This is a genomic window from Pantoea agglomerans (assembly GCF_020149765.1).
Classification (GTDB): domain Bacteria; phylum Pseudomonadota; class Gammaproteobacteria; order Enterobacterales; family Enterobacteriaceae; genus Pantoea; species Pantoea alvi.
In genome coordinates this window covers 2,611,527-2,632,531 of the sequence record NZ_CP083809.1, presented here as the reverse complement: position 1 = coordinate 2,632,531, position 21,005 = coordinate 2,611,527, and the positions used below count along the sequence as shown (strand labels likewise).

Annotated in this window: 14 protein-coding genes; 8 read left to right on the top strand and 6 right to left on the bottom strand. The window is 59.9% G+C overall.

Going from position 1 to position 21,005, the window contains the following annotated elements; all coding sequences use genetic code 11:
* Positions 1 to 30 precede the first annotated feature (30 nt).
* The 7 genes from cmoM to LB453_RS15355 all read left to right on the top strand — a co-directional run bounded on the left by cmoM (position 31) and on the right by LB453_RS15355 (position 10,672).
* Positions 31 to 816: a tRNA uridine 5-oxyacetic acid(34) methyltransferase CmoM gene (gene cmoM / locus LB453_RS15385; RefSeq protein ID WP_103795361.1), complete on the top strand. Its 786-nt coding sequence runs from the start codon at positions 31 to 33 to the stop codon at positions 814 to 816.
* On the top strand, positions 813 to 2,135 hold the full coding sequence (mukF, locus tag LB453_RS15380; protein WP_103795362.1) for a chromosome partition protein MukF: 1,323 nt from the start codon (positions 813 to 815) through the stop codon (positions 2,133 to 2,135). The genes cmoM and mukF overlap by 4 nt, the downstream gene beginning before the upstream one ends.
* Positions 2,116 to 2,832, top strand: coding sequence for a chromosome partition protein MukE (gene mukE, locus LB453_RS15375; RefSeq protein WP_033789292.1), 717 nt, complete (start codon positions 2,116 to 2,118; stop codon positions 2,830 to 2,832). The genes mukF and mukE overlap by 20 nt, the downstream gene beginning before the upstream one ends.
* Positions 2,829 to 7,304 (top strand): chromosome partition protein MukB, encoded by a 4,476-nt coding sequence (gene mukB / locus LB453_RS15370; protein WP_103795363.1) that lies wholly within the window; start codon positions 2,829 to 2,831, stop codon positions 7,302 to 7,304. The genes mukE and mukB overlap by 4 nt, the downstream gene beginning before the upstream one ends.
* A 153-nt stretch (positions 7,305 to 7,457) precedes the next feature.
* Positions 7,458 to 9,266, top strand: coding sequence for a L,D-transpeptidase (gene ldtD / locus LB453_RS15365; RefSeq protein WP_103795364.1), 1,809 nt, complete (start codon positions 7,458 to 7,460; stop codon positions 9,264 to 9,266).
* 188 nt (positions 9,267 to 9,454) lie between these two features.
* Positions 9,455 to 10,003, top strand: a complete 549-nt coding sequence (locus tag LB453_RS15360; protein WP_103795365.1) for a YcbK family protein — start codon at positions 9,455 to 9,457, stop codon at positions 10,001 to 10,003.
* Positions 10,004 to 10,042: 39 nt separating this feature from the next.
* The gene (locus LB453_RS15355) at positions 10,043 to 10,672 is read left to right on the top strand and encodes an MBL fold metallo-hydrolase (protein ID WP_103795366.1); all 630 of its coding nucleotides are present in this window, start codon (positions 10,043 to 10,045) and stop codon (positions 10,670 to 10,672) included.
* Between the two features lie 87 nt (positions 10,673 to 10,759).
* Here LB453_RS15355 and LB453_RS15350 read toward each other — a convergent pair whose 3' ends face one another.
* From LB453_RS15350 to pncB, 4 genes are all read right to left on the bottom strand, one after another.
* A complete protein-coding gene (locus LB453_RS15350; protein ID WP_103795367.1) occupies positions 10,760 to 11,950 on the bottom strand; it encodes an amino acid aminotransferase in 1,191 nt (396 codons plus the stop codon).
* 208 nt (positions 11,951 to 12,158) lie between these two features.
* Entirely contained in the window at positions 12,159 to 13,319 is a 1,161-nt protein-coding gene (ompF, locus tag LB453_RS15345; RefSeq protein WP_103795368.1) for a porin OmpF, read from the bottom strand.
* 301 nt (positions 13,320 to 13,620) lie between these two features.
* Positions 13,621 to 15,021: an asparagine--tRNA ligase gene (gene asnS / locus LB453_RS15340; protein WP_103795370.1), complete on the bottom strand. Its 1,401-nt coding sequence runs from the start codon at positions 15,019 to 15,021 to the stop codon at positions 13,621 to 13,623.
* Positions 15,022 to 15,180: 159 nt separating this feature from the next.
* Positions 15,181 to 16,386, bottom strand: coding sequence for a nicotinate phosphoribosyltransferase (gene pncB, locus LB453_RS15335; RefSeq protein ID WP_103795574.1), 1,206 nt, complete (start codon positions 16,384 to 16,386; stop codon positions 15,181 to 15,183).
* A gap of 241 nt (positions 16,387 to 16,627) precedes the next feature.
* Between pncB and pepN the strand changes: the two genes are divergently transcribed.
* Positions 16,628 to 19,243, top strand: coding sequence for an aminopeptidase N (gene pepN, locus LB453_RS15330; RefSeq protein ID WP_103795371.1), 2,616 nt, complete (start codon positions 16,628 to 16,630; stop codon positions 19,241 to 19,243).
* A gap of 182 nt (positions 19,244 to 19,425) precedes the next feature.
* Here the strand turns inward: pepN and ssuB are convergent, their stop codons facing one another.
* Positions 19,426 to 20,214 (bottom strand): aliphatic sulfonates ABC transporter ATP-binding protein, encoded by a 789-nt coding sequence (gene ssuB / locus LB453_RS15325; protein WP_103795372.1) that lies wholly within the window; start codon positions 20,212 to 20,214, stop codon positions 19,426 to 19,428.
* Positions 20,211 to 21,002 carry an aliphatic sulfonate ABC transporter permease SsuC gene (gene ssuC, locus LB453_RS15320; RefSeq protein ID WP_103795373.1) on the bottom strand — a complete coding sequence of 264 codons (792 nt, stop codon included), beginning with the start codon at positions 21,000 to 21,002 and terminating at the stop codon, positions 20,211 to 20,213. The genes ssuB and ssuC overlap by 4 nt, the downstream gene beginning before the upstream one ends.
* Positions 21,003 to 21,005 lie beyond the last annotated feature (3 nt).

Below are 21,005 nucleotides of genomic sequence, written 5' to 3'. Positions count from 1 at the left end.
GTCTGAGCGCAGCATACCGGAGCCCACGCCATGCAGGATCGTAACTTCGACGATCTCGCGGAAAAATTTTCGCAAAATATTTACGGCACCACCAAGGGGATGGTGCGTCAGGCGATCCTCTGGGACGAGCTGGAGACGATTCTGCCGACGCTCGGCGCGGCGCCGCTGCGCGTGCTGGATGCTGGCGGCGGACTGGGGCAAATCTCCAGCGGGCTGGCGCAGCGCGGCCACCAGATCCTGCTCTGCGATCTCTCGGCGGAGATGCTGCGCCGGGCGCAGCAGCATGCCGAAGCGCAGGATGTGAGCCACAACATGCAATTCAGACAAATCGCCGTGCAGCAGGTGGGCGAGCATTTGGATACGCCGGTGGATCTGGTATTGTTTCACGCTGTGCTTGAGTGGGTCGCCGAGCCTGAAAAAGCGCTGCAGGCGCTGTTTGACGCGCTGCGTCCCGGCGGCGTGATGTCGCTGATGTTTTTTAACCGCCACAGTCTGGTGTTTCGCAATCTGACGCTGGGAAACTTCGGCTATCTGCGCGTCAATATGGCGAAGCAGAAGAAGCGTTCCCTGTCGCCCGACTACCCGCGCGATCCGGACGATGTCTACCGCTGGCTCACCGCCTGCGGCTTCGATATCGAACAGCGTACGGGGGTGCGCGTCTTCAGCGACTATATGAAAGCCCCGCCGGCGGACGGCGGAGGCGATGCGAGCATTCTTGAGATGGAGCGACGCTACTGTCGCCAGGAACCCTTTTTAAGCCTGGGACGTTATATCCACGTGACTGCGCGTAAACCAGGGCAGAAGGACGAACTATGAGTGAATTTTCCCAGACGGTACCCGAGCTGGTCAGCTGGGCGCGCAAGAACGACTTTTCCCTTGCGCTGCCGGTCGATCGTCTGGCCTTTTTGCTGGCCATCGCCACCCTGAACGGCGAGCGTATGGATGGCGAAATGAGTGAGGGAGAGCTGATCGACGCTTTCCAGCACGTCAGCAAAGCCTTTGAGCAAACCCATGAAACCGTGATGGTGCGCGCCAATAACGCCATCAACGATATGGTGCGGCAGCGCCTGATCAACCGCTTTACCAGCGAGATGACGGAAGGCCACGCCATTTATCGTCTGACGCCGCTGGCGATCGGCATCACTGACTACTATATCCGCCAGCGCGAGTTTTCGACGCTGCGCCTGTCGATGCAGTTGTCGATCGTGGCGGGCGAGCTGAAGCGCGCCGCCGATGCGGCGGAAGAGGATGGTGATGAATTCCACTGGCACCGCAACGTCTTCGCGCCGCTGAAATATTCCGTGGCGGAGATTTTCGACAGTATCGACATGACGCAGCGCCTGATGGATGAACAGCAGCAGGCGGTGAAGAACGATATCGCCGATCTGCTGAACAAAGACTGGCGCGCGGCGATCTCCAGCTGTGAAATGCTGCTGTCGGAAACCTCCGGCACGCTGCGCGAGCTGCAGGATACGCTGGAGGCGGCGGGCGACAAGCTGCAGGCCAATCTGCTGCGCATTCAGGACGCCACCCTCAGCAGCCCCGATCTCGGCTTCGTCGATAAGCTGGTATTTGACCTGCAAAACAAGCTGGATCGCATTATCAGCTGGGGCCAGCAGGCGATTGACCTGTGGATCGGCTATGACCGCCACGTCCATAAATTTATTCGAACCGCCATCGACATGGACAAGAACCGCGTATTCGCGCAGCGCTTGCGCCAGTCGGTGCAGAACTACTTCGACCAGCCGTGGGTGCTCACCTACGCCAGCGCCGATCGCCTGTTCGATATGCGCGACGAGGATCTGACGCTGCGCAACGACGAGGTAATGGGCGAACTGCCCGCCGAGCTGGAATATGAAGAGTTTAACGAAATCCGCGAACAGCTGGCGGCGATGATTGAAGAGGCGCTGCTGAGCTACAAATCTGAACAGAAACCGCTCAACCTCGCCACGGTGATGCGCGACTATCTTGCCCAGTATCCGCGCGCGCGCCACTTTGATCTGGCGCGTATCGTGGTCGATCAGGCGGTGCGTCTCGGCGTGGCGGAAGCCGATTTAGCCGGCCTGCCCGCGCAGTGGCAGGCCATTAATGATTACGGAGCCAAGGTGCAGGCACATGTCATCGACAAATATTGAACAAGTGATGCCGCTTAAGCTGGCGCAGGCACTGGCGAACCCGATTTTTCCCGCGCTCGACAGCCAGCTGCGCGCCGGTCGCCATATCGGCATTGAAGAGCTGGACCAGCACGCTTTTCTGATGGACTACCAGACCTTCCTGGAAGAGTTTTACGCCCGCTACAACGTCGAGCTTATTCGCGCGCCAGAGGGCTTTTTCTATCTGCGTCCGCGCTCTACCACCCTGATCCCGCGCTCGGTGCTCTCCGAGCTGGATATGATGGTGGGCAAGCTGCTCTGCTATCTCTACCTCAGCCCGGAGCGTCTGGCGAACGAGGGCATCTTTACCCAGCAGGAGCTCTATGACGAACTGCTGACGCTCGCCGACGAGAATAAGCTGCTCAAGCTGGTGAACCAGCGCTCGACCGGCTCCGATCTCGATCGGGCCAGGCTGCAGGAGAAAATGCGCGCCTCGCTGAGCCGACTGCGCCGACTCGGCATGGTGTGGTTTATGGGCAACGACAGCAGCAAATTCCGCATTACCGAATCGGTGTTCCGCTTTGGTGCCGACGTGCGCAGCGGCGACGATCCGCGCGAGGCGCAGCTGCGTCTGATCCGCGACGGCGAAGCCATGGCGCTCGACAGCGTGAGCGCGACCAGCGAGCAGGATGATATTGACAGCGACGCGAGTGATAGCGCGGAGGAAGAACAGGCATGATTGAACGCGGCAAATTTCGTTCGCTTACCCTGATCAACTGGAACGGCTTTTTTGCCCGCACCTTTGATCTCGACGAACTGGTCACCACCCTGTCGGGCGGTAACGGCGCAGGCAAATCCACCACCATGGCCGCCTTTGTAACGGCGCTCATCCCGGATCTGACGCTGCTGCACTTCCGTAACACCACGGAAGCGGGCGCGACCAGCGGCTCGCGCGATAAGGGCCTGCACGGCAAGCTGCGCGCTGGCGTCTGCTACGCGGTGCTCGACGTTATCAACTCGCGTCACCAGCGCGTCATCGCCGGCGTTCGTCTGCAGCAGGTAGCCGGGCGCGATAAAAAGGTCGACATCAAGCCGTTCAGCATTCACGGGCTGCCGATGGATAGTCAGCCGACCGATATGCTGACCGAGATTATGAACAGCCGTCAGGCGCGCGTGCTGCCGCTGAGCGAGGTCAAAGAGCGCGTTGAAGCGCAGGAAGAGGTGCAGTTCCGCCAGTTCAGCTCGGTCACCGACTATCACGCGATGATGTTCGAGCACGGTATCGTGCCGCGCCGCCTGCGCTCCGCCGGCGATCGCAGCAAATTCTACCGGCTAATTGAAGCCTCGCTCTACGGCGGTATCTCCAGCGCCATTACCCGCTCGCTGCGCGACTATTTGCTGCCGGAAAACAGCGGCGTGCGCAAAGCGTTTCAGGATATGGAAGCGGCGCTGCGCGAGAACCGCATGACGCTGGAGGCGATTCGCGTCACGCAGTCCGATCGCGACCTGTTTAAACATCTGATCTCCGAAGCCACCAGCTATGTTTCGGCGGACTATATGCGTCACGCCAACGAGCGGCGCATCCATCTCGATGGCGCGCTGCAGCTGCGCCGCGATCTCCTCTCCAGCCGCAAACAGCTGGCCTCGGAGCAGTATCGCCATATCGAGATGGCGCGCGAGCTGGCCGAGCACGGCGGGGCGGAGAACGATCTGGAAGCGGACTATCAGGCCGCCAGCGATCATCTGAATCTGGTGCAGACCGCTATGCGCCAGCAGGAAAAAATTGAGCGCTACGAGGCCGATCTCGACGAGCTGACTCATCGTCTTGAAGAGCAGAACGAAGTGGTGGCGGAAGCGCGTGAAGCGCAGGAAGAGAACGAGGCGCGCGTCGAAGCGGCGGAGCTGGAGGTGGACGAGCTGAAAAACCAGCTGGCCGATTTCCAGCAGGCGCTCGACGTGCAGCAGACGCGGGCGATTCAGTATCAGCAGGCGCTGCAGGCGCTGGAGCGCGCCAGGACGCTCTGCCAGCTGCCCGATCTCACCATCGACAACGCCAGCGAGTGGCAGCAGCGGTTCCAGGCGACCGAAGAGGAAGCGACCGATACCCTGCTGCGTCTGGAGCAGAAGCTGAGCGTGGCGGAAGCGGCGCACAGCCAGTTTGAACAGGCGCTGGCGCTGGTAACCAGCATCGCAGGCAACGTGCCGCGCCAGGAGGCCTGGCAAACCGGCCGCGAGCTGCTGCGCGACGCCGCCAATCAGCGTCACTACGCCGAGCAGCTCTCGTCGCTGCGCCTGCGCCTTAACGAGCTGGAGCAGCGCCTGCGCGAACAGCATGAGGCGGAGCGGCTGCTGGCGGAGTTCTGCAAGCGTCAGGGCGCGCACTATGACGCCGACGCGCTGGAAGGGCTGCATAGCGAGCTGGAAGCGCAGATCGAGCAGCTCAGCGCCAGCGTTTCCGACGCGGGCGAACGCCGCATGGTGATGCGTCAGGAGCTGGAGTCGCTGCGCGAACGTATCGCCACCCTGACCGCGCGCGCGCCACACTGGCTGGCGGCGCAGGAGATCCTGACGCAGCTCAGCGAGCAGACTGGTCAGGCGCTGGAAAACAGCCAGCAGATTACCGAATATATGCAGCAGCTGCTGGAGCGCGAGCGTGAAACCACGGTAGAGCGCGACGAAATCGCCGCGCGCAAACGCGACGTGGAGCGCCAGATCGAACGTCTGAGCCAGCCCGGCGGCGCAGAAGATGCGCGCCTGACGCAGCTGGCGGAACGCTTTGGCGGCGTGCTGCTCTCTGAAATCTACGACGACGTAACGCTGGACGACGCGCCTTACTTCTCGGCGCTCTATGGTCCGTCGCGCCACGCTATCGTGGTGCCGGATCTGTCGCTGGTGCGCGAGCAGCTCGAGGGGCTGGAGGAGTGCCCGGAAGATCTCTATCTGATCGAGGGCGATCCGCAGTCGTTTGACGACAGCGTTTTCGCCGTCGAAGAGCTGCAAAACGCCGTGGTCGTGAAAGTGGCGGAGCGCCAGTGGCGCTATTCGCGCTTCCCGAAAATCCCGCTGTTCGGCCGCGCCGCGCGTGAGAATCAGCTGGAGCTGCTGCACAACGAGCGCGATCGCCTCGCGGAGCGCTACGCCACGCTCTCGTTTGACGTGCAGAAAACGCAGCGTCTGCATCAGTCTTTCAGCCGTTTTATCGGCAGCCATCTGGCGGTCGCCTTTGAAGAAGATCCCGAAGCGCAGATTCGCCAGTACAACGCGCGCCGCAGCGAGCTGGAGCGCGCGCTGAATCAGCATGAAAGCGACAACCAGCAGCAGCGCCAGCAGTATGAGCAGGCGAAAGAGGGCGTGGCGCAGCTTAACCGCCTGCTGCCGCGCGTTAATCTGCTGCTGGACGAGACGCTGGCCGATCGCTGCGACGAGATCCGCGAGCAGGTCGAAGAGGCGCAGGAGGCGGCGCGCTTCCTGCATCAGCACGGCGCGAAGCTGGCGAAGCTTGAGTCGCTGATCGGCGTCTTGCAGAGCGATCCCGAGCAGCATGAGCAGCTGCAGGCGGACTATCAGCAGGCGCAGCAGCAGCAGCGCGTCGCGCGTCAGCAGGCGTTTGCCCTGACAGAAGTGGTGCAGCGCCGCGCCCACTTCAGCTACGGCGACTCTGCCGGCATGCTCAACGGCAACAACGATCTCAGCGATAAGCTGCGTCGCCAGCTGGAACAGGCTGAAGGCGAGCGCAGCCGCGCGCGCGAACGCCTGCGCGAGCAGCGAACCCAAATGGCGCAGTACAGCCAGGTGCTGGCCTCTCTGAAAAGCTCGCACGACACCAAACGCGACATGCTGAAAGAGCTGCTGCAGGAGATGCAGGATATCGGCGTACAGGCCGACGCCAGTGCGGAAGAGCGCGCGCGCATTCGCCGCGACGAGCTTTACGCCGCGCTGAGCCACAACCGCGCGCGTCGCAACCAGCTGGAAAAGCAGCTCACCTTCTGCGAAGCGGAGATGGAGAACCTGCAGAAACGGCTGCGCGTGCTGGAGCGCGACTATCACCGCATTCGCGAGCAGGTGGTCAGCGCCAAAGCGGGCTGGTGCAGCGTGCTGCGTCTGGTGAAAGAGAACGGCGTTGAGCGACGTCTGCACCGCCGCGAGCTGGCCTACCTGAGCGGCGATGAGCTGCGCTCAATGTCAGATAAGGCGCTGGGTGCGCTGCGCCTGGCGGTGGCGGATAACGAGCATCTGCGCGACGTGCTGCGCCTGTCGGAAGATCCGAAGCGGCCAGAGCGCAAGATCCAGTTCTTTATCGCCGTCTATCAGCATCTGCGCGAACGCATCCGTCAGGATATTATCCGCACCGACGATCCGGTCGAGGCGATCGAGCAGATGGAGATCGAACTGAACCGTCTGACCGAAGAGCTGACGGCGCGCGAGCAGACGCTGGCGATCAGCTCGCGCAGCGTGTCGAATATTATCCGCAAAACCATTCAGCGCGAGCAGAACCGCATTCGCCAGCTGAACCAGGGGCTGCAGATGGTGAGCTTCGGTCAGGTGCGCAGCGTGCGGCTTAACGTGAACGTGCGCGAGGCCCACGCCACGCTGCTCGATACCCTGTCGGAAGAGCACGAGCAGCATCAGGATCTCTTTAACAGCAGCCGCCTGACCTTCTCTGAAGCGCTGGCGAAGCTCTATCAGCGCCTTAATCCGCAGATTGATATGGGTCAGCGCACGCCGCAGACCATCGGCGAAGAGCTGCTGGACTACCGCAACTATCTGGAGATGGAAGTGGAAGTTAACCGCGGCTCCGACGGCTGGCTGCGCGCCGAGAGCGGGGCGCTGTCGACCGGCGAGGCGATCGGCACCGGCATGTCGATTCTGGTGATGGTGGTGCAGAGCTGGGAAGAGGAGTCGCGCCGCCTGCGCGGCAAGGATATCTCTCCCTGCCGCCTGCTGTTCCTCGACGAAGCGGCGCGTCTCGATGCGCGATCTATCGCCACGCTGTTTGAACTCTGCGAACGCCTGGAGATGCAGCTGGTGATTGCGGCACCGGAAAACATCAGCCCGGAAAAAGGCACCACCTATAAGCTGGTCCGTAAAGTGTTCAATAACACGGAGCATGTGCACGTGGTCGGCCTGCGCGGCTTCTCTGCCGACGCGCCAGCGACGCGCCGCGACAGCGAAGAGCAGGCGGGGCTGGAGGCTGAAAACTCGCAGGTTTAATCTGGTCAAAAATTACCGCTTTCAGTAATCTGTAAACGGCATTTGTCCTGTGAGGCAAATGCCGTTTTTTATTTGTATACTCAGCATATGAGTAGCAGCCCGATTGCAGCGGATCCAGGAAACGCTGCGTGGTAAACAAATGAGGGGGCAGGGATGTTGCTGACCAATAAAACCAACAATTATGTTTTTTCGCTTCTGGCACTAGCGCTGGCCTTTACGCCGCTGCATCTGACGCACGCGGCCGTTATTGCCGCGTTACCCGGCACTACGCACGCGTCCATTTCAGTTAGCGACAGCCAGCAGCGCCTGCGCCAGGCCTTTGCCGGCAAAGAGCCACCGTTTTATCTGGCCTCGCTGGCAACCCTCTACGCGGCGCACAATATGCAGCCGATGTGGCAAGATCGCGCGGCGGTGCAGCAGTTTCAGCAGCAGCTGGCGGAAGTGGCCATGTCAGGCGTGCAGCCGCAGTTTACGCGCTGGGTCGATCGTCTGACCGATCCCGGCATCACCGGCTTTGCGCGCGACGTGGTGCTGAGCGACGCCATGCTGGGCTATCTGCAGTTCGTCTCCAGCGTACCGACGCAGGGCGAAAGCTGGCTCTACAGCAATGTGCCTTACAAGCTGGCGCAGCCGTCGGTATCGGTAGTTAATCAGTGGCAAAATGCGGTGCTGGCCGGCGGATCCGCTGCCTTTGTCGCTTCGCTGGTGCCGCAGCATCCGCAATATGCGCCGATGCACGCCGCGCTGAAGCAGCTGCTGAGCGACTCGCGCCCCTGGCCCCAGCTGAAGAATCGTGAAACGCTGCGGCCGGGTCAGGTGAGCGATGACGTTCCGGCGCTGCGCGAAATCTTACGGCGCACCGGCATGCTCGCCGCGCAGCCGGTCGCGCCGGGCCCTGCGGACGATGCGGTGCCAACCGCGCCGGTTCCGGTGAGCCAGAGCGGTCAGCCTGTGGCGGTCAGCCCATCGGCCGCCAGCGTGGGCGATCTCGCTGCGCAGACGCCGCAGCAGGCGGGCAGCGTGCAGAACGGCACCGCTGATGCGGTCAGCGACAACGTCTATGACGCCGCGCTGGTAGAGGGCGTTAAACGCTTCCAGCAGTGGCAAGGGCTCGGCAGCGACGGCGCTATCGGGCCGCGCACCCGTGAATGGCTTAACGTGACGCCGCAGATGCGCGCCGCGCTGCTGGCGCTGAATATCCAGCGTTTGCGTCTGCTGCCGGACGATATGCACAACGGCATCATGGTCAATATCCCTAACTTCTCGCTGACCTACTACAACAACGGCAACAAGATCCTGTCGTCGCGCGTGATTGTCGGGCGTCCCGACCGTAAAACGCCGCTGATGCGCAGCGCGCTGAATAACGTGGTGCTTAACCCGCCGTGGAACGTGCCGACGACGCTGGTGCGTCAGGACATCATTCCCAGGGTGAAGCAGGATCCGAGCTATCTCTACAAGCACGGCTATACGCTGCTCTCCGGCTGGAGCGCGGACGCGGAGGTTATCGATCCCAGCATGATTGACTGGAGCATGGTCTCCGCCTCGTCGTTCCCCTATCGCCTGCGCCAGGCGCCGGGCAACACCAACTCGCTGGGCCGCTATAAGTTCAACATGCCGAGTTCGGACGCGATCTACCTGCACGACACGCCCAACCACGCCTTGTTCCAGCGCGATATCCGCGCGCTCAGCTCAGGCTGCGTGCGCGTCAATAAAGCGTCAGAGCTGGCGGGACTGCTGCTGCAGGATGCTGGCTGGAATGACTCTCGCATCTCCGATCAGCTAAAACAGGGGGATACGCGTTATGTTCCGATCCGCCATCGCATTCCGGTCAATTTGTACTATCTGACCGCCTGGGTTGCTGATGACGGCAAGCCGCAATTCCGCACAGATATTTACAATTATGATAATCCGGCGCGTTCGGGTAGCCAGGTGCTCACGCGCGCAGGGCAGCTACTGCTCTAATCCTTGATTTTTAACCGCTGTTGTTCTACCCACCTCTTTTTTGCTCTGTTTTACTCTGGCGACCCTGATGAGGGTCGCCGCACAAACCTGAGTAAGGTCGGTTGACGTGACCCGGCCAGCCGGTTATGGTTCGGCCTTGTGCGGTTTTTGCACATTTCGTTGGCTTCAATCTCAGGTAACCGTTTTTCATGTCCAGTTTTAACTTAACACGTCGCAAATTGCTTCTTGGCGGAACGGCTGTGGCCGGCATGGCGCTGCTGCCTGACGCCGCTATCGCCTCGCTTTCAACGTCGCGTCCTCGCGTGCTGACGCTGAGCAATCTTCACACCGGTGAAACCCTTAAAACTGAGTTTTTTAATGGGAAAAGTTACGATAAGAGCGAGCTGGCTCGCCTGAACCACTTTTTCCGCGATTATCGCGCCAATCTGACGAAAAGCATCGATCCCCATCTCTTTGATCAGATCTATCGACTGCAGACGCTGCTGGGAACCCGCAAGCCGATCCAGCTGGTCTCCGGCTATCGCTCGCTGGCGACCAACAATATGCTGCGCGAAAGCGGCCCGGGCGTAGCGAAGCACAGCTATCACACCAAAGGGCAGGCGATGGATTTTCATATCGAAGGCATTGCGCTGAATAACATCCGCAAAGCGGCCTTAACAATGCGCGCGGGTGGTGTAGGATATTATCCTCGCAGCAACTTCGTTCATATTGATACCGGGCCGGTACGGCACTGGTAATGACGCCGGCAACGCTGCGTGCGCCGGCCATGGAGCGTTATGAACTACCACATTATTCCCGTTACCGCCTTTGCGCAGAACTGTTCGGTTATCTGGTGTGAGGCGACGCGCGACGCCGCCCTGGTCGATCCCGGCGGCGATGCGGCGACCATTATCGCAACGCTCCAGCAGCTCGATCTTACCCCTCGCCAGATTTTACTGACGCACGGCCATCTGGATCACGTCGGCGCGGCGGCGGAGCTGGCGGCGCACTATCAGGTGCCAGTTGTTGGCCCGCACCGGCTGGATGCCTTCTGGCTGGACGCGCTGCCGACGCAGAGCCGCATGTTTGGTCTGGCTGAGTGTGCGCCCCTTACGCCAGATCGCTGGCTGGAGGAGGGCGACAGCGTGCAGGTCGGGGAGGTGGAGCTGGCGATCCTGCATACGCCGGGGCATACGCCCGGCCATATCGTCTTTTTCGACCGCGCAGGCCGTCTGCTGATTTCCGGCGATGTGATTTTCCACGGCGGCGTAGGGCGAACCGATTTCCCGCAGGGCAGCCATCAGGATTTGATCGCCTCAATTAAAGAGAAGCTGCTGCCGCTGGGTGACGATATTACCTTTGTTCCCGGCCACGGCAGCATCTCGACGCTGGGGCGTGAACGTATCAGCAATCCTTTTCTGCAATAAAAAATGGGCCGTAGCGGCCCATTCTCTCTCCTGACGCAGGCGTCTCAGCGCAAAGCATCCCGCGCGGGGGCGGGATGCGCGGCTGTTTTACAGCACTGCGACAATCGCCTCGCACAGCGCCGACATATTATCTGGCGTCATACCCGCCACGTTCACCCGGCCGGAATTGACCGCATAGACGGCAAACTCGTCACGCAGACGGATAACCTGATCTTTGGTCAGGCCGCTAAAAGAGAACATGCCGTTCTGCTGGATAATGAAGCTGAAATCGCGCGTTGCGCCTTTCTCCGCCAGGGTATTCACAAACAGCTGACGCATACGCTGGATGCGCTGACGCATATCGGTCAGCTCCTGCTCCCAGATGGTACGCAGCGCCTGATTGCTGAGTATGGTTGCCACTACCGCGGCGCCGTGCGCCGGCGGGTTGGAGTAGTTGGCGCGAATAGTGTACTTCACCTGGCTAAAGGCGGTGTCAGCGGTCGCTGCATCGGCCGCCACCAGGGTGATGGCGCCTACACGCTCATTGTATAAGCCGAAGTTTTTAGAGTAAGAGCTGGCGACAATCAGCTCCTGATGCGAGGCGGCGAAAATACGCAAGCCTTCCGCATCTTCATTCAGGCCGCGCGCAAAGCCCTGATAGGCGAAATCGAATAGCGGCAGCCAGCCTTTTGCCTGAGATAGCTGCGCCAGCTGGCTCCACTGCTCTGCCGTGGGATCGATGCCGGTCGGGTTATGGCAGCAGCCGTGGAACAGAACCACATCGCCTGCTTTGGCTTCCTGCAGCGCGGCCAGCATGCCGTCAAAGTCGAGCTGGTGGTTTTCCGCATCGTAGTAAGCGTATTCGCACACCTCCAGACCCGCTGCGTTAAACACATTTTTATGGTTCGGCCAGCTTGGATTGCTCACCCAGACGCGCTTAACCGTTGTCTGCGTGGCGAGAAAATCTGCCGCAACGCGCAGTGCGCCGGTGCCGCCGGGGGTCTGCGCGGTGCGCGCGCGGCCAGCGACAATCAGCGGGTTCTCTGCGCCAAACAGCAGCTCCTGAGTACAGCGCGCAAAATCGGCCAGGCCATCAATGCTGAGGTAATTTTTTGTGGTCTCGTTTTCCAGCAGATACTGCTCGGCTTTTTTTACGCTGGTGAGCACCGGCGTATTGCCGGTTTCATCTTTATAAACGCCGATGCCAAGGTTGATTTTGTGCGGGCGGTCATCAGCGCGAAACAGATCGGCCAGCCCAAGAATAGGATCGGCGGGTGCCGCAGAGATAGATTCAAACATGAGTCGTGTCCAGTAGCGTGAACTTTAACGAAATGAGCCTTCAGGTTAACGTCAGCGCTGCGCATTGCCAACCGTTTACGCAAAAAATCGTTGCCGGGCGTCGAAGATGACGCGGGCGCAGGAAAAACATAACAAGGGCGCCGCTAAGGGGCGAATAGCAGGCATAAAAAAAAAGAGCCGAAGCTCCGTTTTTTCTGCGACAGGTAACTTAGAACTGGTAAACCAGGCCTACTGCTACGGTGTCGTCGGTGTTCAGACCCAGGGGGTTGTTGTCATCCAGCTGGTTGATCTGATAGTCAACATAGGTCGACATGTTTTTGTTGAAGTAGTAGGTTGCGCCCACGTCGATGTATTTAACCAGGTCAGCATCGCCCACGCCTTCGATGTCTTTGCCTTTAGACTGCACGTAGGCGATAGACGGACGCAGACCGAAGTCGAACTGATACTGTGCAACCAGCTCGATGTTCTGTGCTTTGTTAGCGAAGCCAGTAGTCGTGAAGGTTGAACCGTTTGCCAGCGTGCCTGTTGCTGTAAACGGAGTTGAGTTACGGGTTTCACCGTACATCGCCGCGAGGTAGACATTATTCGCGTCATATTTGATCGCGGTAGCCCAGTTCTCAGCACGCTTGCCAGCGCCCTGGCCTGTGGTGGTGGTAACGCCATCACCGCCAACATCAGCAGGAGGAGTAACGGTAGTTTTCGCACCTGCAGCCTGGCTGTCAGTACGATCGCTGCTGCTGTATGCGCCTACGATACCCAGGCCGATCGGCGAGGTGTAAGAGGTTGACAGGCCCCAGCCGTCGCCGTTAGCACGACGATCGTTATCAGAACGCTCGTTTTTACCCTGATACTGTGCCGCGAAGTCCCAGCCATCTACCAGGCCGAAGAAGTTTTTGTTGCGGTAGGTCAGCAGGCCGGTGCTACGACCGTTCATAAAGTTGTCTGAATAGCCAGAGTGGCCGCCGAATTCTGGCAGCATATCGGTCCAGCCGATGGCGTCGTAGACAACGCCGTAGTTACGACCGTAGTCGATTGAACCAGCGTCGCCGAATTTCAGACCGGCAAAGCCCAGACGGGTGCGGTTGCCGTCCTGAGCGTCAGAACCTTCAGAGTTGTTAGCCTGAACGTTGTATTCCCACTGACCGTAACCGGTCAGCTGGTCGTTAATCTGAGTTTCACCCTTGAAGCCGAAGCGAACATAAGTTTTATCGCCATCGTTATCAGTATTATCAGAGAAATAGTGCAGACCAACAGCCTTGCCATACAGGTCCAGCTTGTTGCCGTCTTTATTATAAATTTCTGCTGCGTTTGCTGCACCTGCAGCTAACAGAGCAGGGATAACCACTGCAAGAATGTTGCGCTTCATCATTATTTATTACCCTCATTGGAGTTTATTCGGACACCTGCCACTGCCGTCAAGAAACCGTTACGGAACCCTGAAAGAAGTTTGGTGTCTTCCTGTGTCTGCACGCATCTTTCCATCCCGAAGCGGGATATGCCACACTGAAAATGCTACTAAACTCGTAATCTGGTTTCTAAAAGAAAATTTGTATTACAAAATGTAAATATCGGGGAACTTTGTGAGAGAACTCATAATTTACAAAAATAAAAAAAGGCCGGCAGTGCCGACCTCGTTATATATATGAATTTCTTATAATTAATAGATAATTTTAGAAATTTGCATTACGCGGGGTACGTGGGAAAGGGATAACGTCCCTTACATTTTGTACGCCGGTGACATAGGCGATTAAACGTTCAAAGCCTAAACCAAAGCCGGAATGGGGCACGGTACCGTAGCGACGCAGATCGCGATACCACCAGTAATCTTCTTTGTTCAGGCCCATCTCTTCCATACGCGCGTCCAGCACGTCGAGACGCTCTTCACGCTGCGAACCGCCAATAATTTCGCCGATGCCCGGCGCGAGCACGTCCATCGCCGCCACGGTTTTATTGTCTTCGTTAAGGCGCATATAGAACGCTTTGATATCTTTCGGGTAGTTTTTCACCACCACCGGCGCTTTAAAGTGCTGCTCGGCCAGATAGCGCTCATGCTCGGAAGAGAGATCGATGCCCCAGGAGACCGGGTTCTCAAAGGTCTGCCCGCAGTTTTCCAGAATGCTAATGGCGTCGGTGTAGTCCACCTGTGCGAAGTCGGTGGAGATAAAGCGCTGTAGACGCTCAACCGCCTCTTTATCCACGCGCTCGGCAAAGAACGCCATATCGTCAGCGCGCTCGTCCAGTACCGCTTTAAACACATATTTCAGCATCGCTTCGGCGAGCGCGGCGGCGTCATCCAGCGTGGCGAAGGCAATTTCCGGCTCCAGCATCCAGAACTCCGCCAGGTGGCGGCTGGTGTTGGAGTTTTCCGCGCGGAAGGTGGGGCCGAAGGTGTAGATTTTCGACAGGGCGCAGGCGTAGGTTTCACCGTTCAGCTGGCCGGAAACGGTCAGGAAGGCCTCTTTACCGAAGAAATCTTCGTTAAAGTCCACGGCGCCCTGCGGCGTGCGCGGCAGGTTTTCCAGATCCAGCGTTGAGACGCGGAACATCTCGCCAGCACCTTCGGTGTCTGAAGCGGTGATCAGCGGCGTCGACACCCAGAAGTAGCCGTTTTCGTGGAAGAAGCGATGCAGCGCCTGCGCCAGGGTATGGCGTACGCGCGCCACGGCGCCGATCAGGTTGGTGCGCGGACGCAGGTGCGCCACTTCACGCAGGTATTCGATGCTGTGACGCTTCGCCGCCATCGGATAGGTGTCGGGATCGTCCACCCAGCCGGTCACTTCCACGCGGGTCGCCTGAATCTCAAACGCCTGGCCCTGGCCCGGTGAGGCCACCACGGTGCCGGTCACGATCACGGAGCAGCCGGTGGTCAGGTGCAGAACCTCATCCTGATAATTATTCAGAGAATTATTCACAACGGCCTGAACGGGATTAAAGCAGGAACCGTCATAAACGGCGACGAAGGAAAGACCGGCTTTTGAATCTCTGCGGGTACGCACCCAACCACGTACGGTGACTTCACTGTCAACCGCGACGCGACCGTGCAGTACGTCCGCTACAGGCACTACGCTCATAAATATCTCTCTATATAGAAGAAGTGAGTTTAAACAATCTCCCCAGACCGGGGTGTTGCTATGTTACTTGCGAGTCGCAAGGAAACAAGCAAAATCCGGCGGGAGGGGAGATTTATTACAGCAGAAGCGGGGCGCGTCAACGCCCCGATAAAGCGAGGATTAGCTGGCTTTTTTCACCAGCGGCAAATCGAAGGCTTTGCGCAGGGCGCGAACGAAGGCCTGATCCTGACAGATGGTTTTGCCCGGACTGTCAGAGAGCTTCGCCACCGGCTTGCCGTTGCACTCCACCAGTTTAATCACGATATTGAGCGGCCTGACGCCGGGAATATCGCAGGTCAGGCGCGTGCCAATGCCAAACACTACGCCGGCGCGCTGGCCGAAATGGCGATAGAGCGCCAGCGCCTTATCCAGATCGAGATTGTCGGAAAAGACCAGGGTTTTGCTGTGCGGATCGATGCCCAGCTTCTCATAGTGGGCCAGCGCCTTTTCGCCCCATTCGACGGGATCGCCTGAATCGTGGCGCAGCCCCTGATAGCGGCTGGCGAAGTTCACGCCGAAGTCGCGCAGAAAAGCGTCCATCGCGATGCAGTCGGTCAGCGCGATGCCCAGCTCGCCGTCATACTCGTCAAGCCACGCCTGCAGCGCCGCGCGCTGGCTGTTGGCCAGCACCGGGCTGATTTGCTGAAAGGCCTGAAACCACTCGTGCGCCTGGGTGCCGACCGGCGTCAGCGCCAGGCGGCGCGCCAGATCGTAGTTGCTGGTGCCAATCAGCCAGGGGAACTCCTGCTTCAGGGTGGCGACGATGGCCTGCTGCACCTCCTGCGAAAAACGACGGCGGGTGCCGAAGTCCATCAGGCGAAAGCGCGACATATCGATGTCGGCAACCTCGCGCCGAAAAGCGCTCAGCTTCTGCTGCAGATGGTCAACCGCCTGCTGCGCGCCCACCAGCGGTGAACGGTGGCGATGCACTACCTCGCTGATCAGCGCCAGCAGCGGCACCTCCCAGAGAATGACCTCGCGCCAGGGTCCGGTGATGCGGATAGCGAGATGGCCGTCGCGATTGCGCACCTGCACCTGGTCGGGGTTATAACGAAAATCGCGCAGCCAGTTAAGGTAGTCGGCGTGGAAGAAGGGCAGGCTGGAGAGATACGTATATTCGTCATCGGTCAGCGCTAGCGTCTGCATGGCGTTAATGGCCTCGCGAATCTCGTTCGCATAGAGACCGAGCAGATCGTCGCCGCGGCAACGAAACTCAGCCGCCACCGTGACGTCGTGATAACGGTGGAAGACGGCTTGCTGCATATGAAGCTTGTAGGCGTCCGTATCCAGCAGGGAAGTTAGTATCGGGGAAGCATGTCCTGTCATGGTGCGTTTCAGCATCCTGTTCGGCGGCGCAGAGCCCGGTGTGTGAAAGTCATAAAGACGCAGGAGTATAAATCAGTAACTGCGACCGATCACAGCATATTTCACGCCTGTGGGTCGAGGGTAAAACGTGCCGTTGTTAATGAATTGTAGCTATTTATGCCGCGATGCGCATTGTGCATGGCAAGCTAAAGGCAACGCGCTTAGACTTTGGCGGTAAACCTATAACAATGCGAGACGGAATATGACGCAACAGCCCCAAATTAAATATCGCCACGACTATCGTGCGCCGGATTACACCATCACCGACATCGACCTGACCTTTGCGCTCGACGCCGCGACAACGCGCGTCACCGCCATCAGCCAGGTTAAACGTCTCGGCGATGCGCAGGCTGAGCTGCGTCTCGATGGCGAAGCGTTAACCCTGATCGCCATTGAAGTGGATGGCGCGCCCTGGAGCGCGTACCGTCAGGAAGAGGGCGCGCTGGTGCTGAGCCAGCTGCCGGAGCAGTTTCAGCTCAGGATCGTCAACGATATCCATCCCGATAAAAATACCGCGCTGGAAGGGCTCTATCAGTCTGGCGAAGCGCTCTGCACCCAGTGCGAAGCGGAAGGCTTCCGCCATATTACCTGGTATCTCGATCGCCCGGATGTGCTGGCGCGCTTTACCACCACGATTATCGCTGACGAAGCGCGCTATCCCTACCTGCTCTCCAACGGCAACCGCATCGACGGCGGCAAAGCGGAGCAGGGCAAACACTGGGTGAAATGGCAGGATCCCTTCCCGAAGCCCTGCTATCTCTTTGCGCTGGTCGCGGGCGATTTCGACGTGCTGCGCGACAGCTTTACAACCCGCTCCGGCCGCGACGTGGCGCTGGAGATCTTCGTCGACCGCGGCAATCTGGATCGCGCCGACTGGGCGATGACTTCGCTGAAAAACAGCATGAAGTGGGACGAGGAGCGCTTCGGCCTCGAGTATGACCTCGACATCTTTATGATTGTTGCCGTCGACTTCTTCAATATGGGGGCGATGGAGAATAAAGGGCTGAACGTCTTTAACTCTAAATATGTGCTGGCGAAGGCGGAAACCGCCACCGATAAAGACTATCTCGGTATCGAAGCGGTGATCGGCCACGAATATTTCCACAACTGGACCGGCAACCGCGTTACCTGCCGCGACTGGTTCCAGCTCAGCCTGAAAGAGGGGCTGACGGTGTTCCGCGACCAGGAGTTCAGCTCCGATCTTGGCTCGCGCGCGGTTAACCGCATCGATAACGTACGCGTAATGCGCGGCGCGCAGTTCGCCGAGGACGCCAGCCCGATGGCGCACCCGATCCGCCCGGATCAGGTGATGGAGATGAACAACTTCTATACCCTGACCGTCTACGAGAAGGGATCGGAAGTGATCCGCATGATGCACACGCTGCTTGGCGAAGAGAACTTCCAGAAAGGAATGCAGCTCTATTTTGAGCGCCACGACGGCAGCGCGGCGACCTGCGACGACTTTGTGCAGGCGATGGAAGATGCCTCCAATGTCGATCTGTCGCAGTTCCGCCGCTGGTACAGCCAGAGCGGCACGCCGGTGCTGACGGTGCGCGACGACTATAACCCCGAGCTGGAGCAGTATACGCTGCACGTCACGCAGCACACGCCGCCCACTGCCGATCAGAAAGAGAAGCTACCGCTGCATATCCCGCTCGATATCGAGCTCTATGACGGCGAAGGCAAGGTGATCCCGCTGCAGCACAATGGCCATCCGGTGCACCACGTGCTGAACGTGACCGAGGAGTTCCAGACCTTTATCTTCGATAACGTTTACTTCCAGCCGGTGCCGTCGCTGCTGCGCGAATTCTCCGCGCCGGTGAAGCTCGACTATAAGTGGAGCGACGCTCAGCTTACCTTCCTGATGCGCCACGCGCGCAACGACTTTGCGCGCTGGGATGCGGCGCAGAGCCTGCTGGCTACCTATATCCGCCTTAACGTGGCGCGCCATCAGCAGGGCCAGCCGCTCTCGCTGCCGCTGCACGTTGCCGACGCCTTCCGCGCGGTTCTGCTGGACGAGGGGCGCGATCCGGCGCTGACCGCACAGATCCTGACGCTGCCGGGAGAGAATGAGATCGCCGAGCTGTTCGAGGTGATCGATCCCCAGGCCATTGCGGTGGTACGTGAAGCGCTGGTGCGCACGCTGGCCGCCGAGCTGGCGGATGAGTTCTATGCCGTCTACAACGCTAATCAGCAGGGCGAGTACCGCATTGAGCACGACGCGATGGGGCAGCGCGCCCTGAAGAACGTCTGCCTGTACTATCTGGCGTTCGGCGAAACTGCGCTGGCGGACAGGCTGGTACAGACGCAGTATCAGCAGGCGAACAATATGACGGATGCGCTGGCGGCGCTGGCGGCGTCGGTTGCGGCGCAGCTGCCGTGCCGCGGCGCGCTGCTGGCGCACTACGACGAGCGCTGGCATCGGGATGGTCTGGTGATGGACAAGTGGCTGATGCTGCAGGCGACCAGCCCGTCGCCGGACGCCTTGCAGAAGGTGCGCGAGCTGCTGCATCATCGCTCGTTCACCATGAGCAATCCCAACCGCATCCGCGCGCTGATCGGCGCGTTCGTTTCCGGCAATCCGTCAGCGTTCCACGCTAAAGACGGCAGCGGCTATCAGTTCCTGGTGGAGATGCTGACCGATCTTAATACCCGCAATCCGCAGGTAGCGGCACGGATGATCGAGCCGCTGATCCGTCTGAAGCGCTACGATGCCGATCGTCAGGCGATGATGCGTCAGGCGCTGGTGACGCTGCAGGGGCTGGATAAGCTGTCAGGCGATCTCTATGAGAAGATCACCCGCGCGCTGAACGCTTAAGCGGCAAAGGCGGGTAAATCCCGCCTTTTGGTTAGCCAACAACGGTGCTGACGCGGATGGCAGGGTCCGATCGCAAAGTCGCTCAAGGCATCCATGCGCGCTCGACCCGCGACATCCCTGTCGCGGGACGCTTTGCTCTTCGGACCCTGCCATTCGCGTATTATGCCAGGGTGCCGTTTGCTTTAACGCTGGTGGGCGTAGCGCACCGGCTGCTCGCTTTCGCTGCGGCGCATCACGCGATCCAGCACCTCCGCCTCCAGCTCCGCCAGCCTGACCGATCCGCGACGACGCGGACGCGGCAGGTCCACCAGCAAATCAAGCCCGATCTGTCCCTCTTCGATCAGCAGCACGCGATCCGCCATCGCGACGGCTTCGCTGACGTCATGGGTCACCAGCAGCACGGTAAAATGGTGCTGCTGCCATAGCGACTCAATCAGCCCCTGCATTTCAATACGCGTCAGCGCGTCAAGGGCGCCGAGCGGCTCGTCGAGCAGCAGCAGCCCCGGACGGTGGATCAGCGCACGCGCCAGCGCCACACGCTGCTTCTGGCCGCCGGAGAGTGCGGCGGGCCACTCATTAGCGCGCTCCGCCAGCCCGACCGCCTCCAGCGCTTCCAGCGCCGCGCTGCGCCATTCGCGCCCCTTCAGGCCGAGACCGACATTATCGATCACCCGTTTCCACGGCAGCAGGCGCGCATCCTGAAACATCAGGCGGGTATCTTCACGCGCGGTGTGCAGCGGCGCGTTGCCCGCCAGCAGCTCGCCCCGCGTGGTCTGCTCCAGCCCCGCCAGCAGGCGCAGCAGCGTACTCTTGCCGCAGCCGCTGCGTCCCACCACCGCGACAAACTGGCCGGAGGGAATATGCAGATCGATATTATTCAGGATAGTGCGGCTGCCGTACTGCTTGCTGACGCCGTTGACGCCAACCGGCGTACCGGCATTTAGTCGCGCCGGAGAGAGTGAAGTGCTCATGCGTTCTCCTCCTTCAGTTGATAAGCCGGATGCCAGCGCAGCCAGATGCGCTCCAGCAGCAGGGCGGCGACATCCGCCAGCTTGCCGAGCAGGGCGTAAAGAATAATGGCGACCACCACCACGTCGGTTTGCAGGAATTCACGCGCGTTCATCGCCAGATAGCCGATGCCCGAGTTAGCGGAAATCGTCTCGGCGACAATCAGCGTCAGCCACATCAGGCCGAGCGCGAAACGTACGCCGACCATAATCGAGGGCAGGGCGCCGGGCAGGATAACCTGAAGAAACAGGCTCCAGCCCGAAAGGCCGTAGCTGCGCGCCATCTCTACCAGGCCGCGATCGATATTGCGAATGCCGTGGTAGGTATTGAGGTAGATCGGAAACAGCGTGCCGAGCGCCACCAGAAAAATCTTCGCCGCCTCGTCGATGCCGAACCAGAGGATCACCAGCGGGATCAGCGCCAGATGCGGCACGTTGCGCAGCATCTGCACTGAGGTGTCGAGCAGCCGCTCGCCCAGACGCGAGGTGCCGGTGATCAGCCCCAGCAGCAGCCCAATGGAGCCGCCGATGCTAAAGCCGATCAGCGCACGCCAGCCGCTGATGGCAAGGTGCTGCCACAGCTCGCCGCTGGCGGCCAGATGCCAGAAGGTGATAACGATATTTTCCGGCGACGGCAGAATGCGCGTCGAAAGCAGCCCGGTCTGCGAGGCAATTTGCCAGACCACCACCAGCAGCGCCGGGAACACCCAGGGCACCAGCTGGTTGGTAATGCGTTTAGTGGTTTTCGCCATGAT

Bases quoted from the DNA above. Each gene is read 5' to 3' on its own strand.
- ssuB (WP_103795372.1), bottom strand. From the start codon at position 20,214: ATGAGCACTTCACTCTCTCCGGCGCGACTAAATGCCGGTACGCCGGTT.
- mukB (WP_103795363.1), top strand. From the start codon at position 2,829: ATGATTGAACGCGGCAAATTTCGTTCGCTTACCCTGATCAACTGGAAC.
- mukF (WP_103795362.1), top strand. From the start codon at position 813: ATGAGTGAATTTTCCCAGACGGTACCCGAGCTGGTCAGCTGGGCGCGC.
- cmoM (WP_103795361.1), top strand. From the start codon at position 31: ATGCAGGATCGTAACTTCGACGATCTCGCGGAAAAATTTTCGCAAAAT.
- pncB (WP_103795574.1), bottom strand. From the start codon at position 16,386: ATGACAGGACATGCTTCCCCGATACTAACTTCCCTGCTGGATACGGAC.
- LB453_RS15355 (WP_103795366.1), top strand. From the start codon at position 10,043: ATGAACTACCACATTATTCCCGTTACCGCCTTTGCGCAGAACTGTTCG.
- asnS (WP_103795370.1), bottom strand. From the start codon at position 15,021: ATGAGCGTAGTGCCTGTAGCGGACGTACTGCACGGTCGCGTCGCGGTT.
- mukE (WP_033789292.1), top strand. From the start codon at position 2,116: ATGTCATCGACAAATATTGAACAAGTGATGCCGCTTAAGCTGGCGCAG.
- ldtD (WP_103795364.1), top strand. From the start codon at position 7,458: ATGTTGCTGACCAATAAAACCAACAATTATGTTTTTTCGCTTCTGGCA.
- ompF (WP_103795368.1), bottom strand. From the start codon at position 13,319: ATGATGAAGCGCAACATTCTTGCAGTGGTTATCCCTGCTCTGTTAGCT.
- ssuC (WP_103795373.1), bottom strand. From the start codon at position 21,002: ATGGCGAAAACCACTAAACGCATTACCAACCAGCTGGTGCCCTGGGTG.
- pepN (WP_103795371.1), top strand. From the start codon at position 16,628: ATGACGCAACAGCCCCAAATTAAATATCGCCACGACTATCGTGCGCCG.
- LB453_RS15350 (WP_103795367.1), bottom strand. From the start codon at position 11,950: ATGTTTGAATCTATCTCTGCGGCACCCGCCGATCCTATTCTTGGGCTG.
- LB453_RS15360 (WP_103795365.1), top strand. From the start codon at position 9,455: ATGTCCAGTTTTAACTTAACACGTCGCAAATTGCTTCTTGGCGGAACG.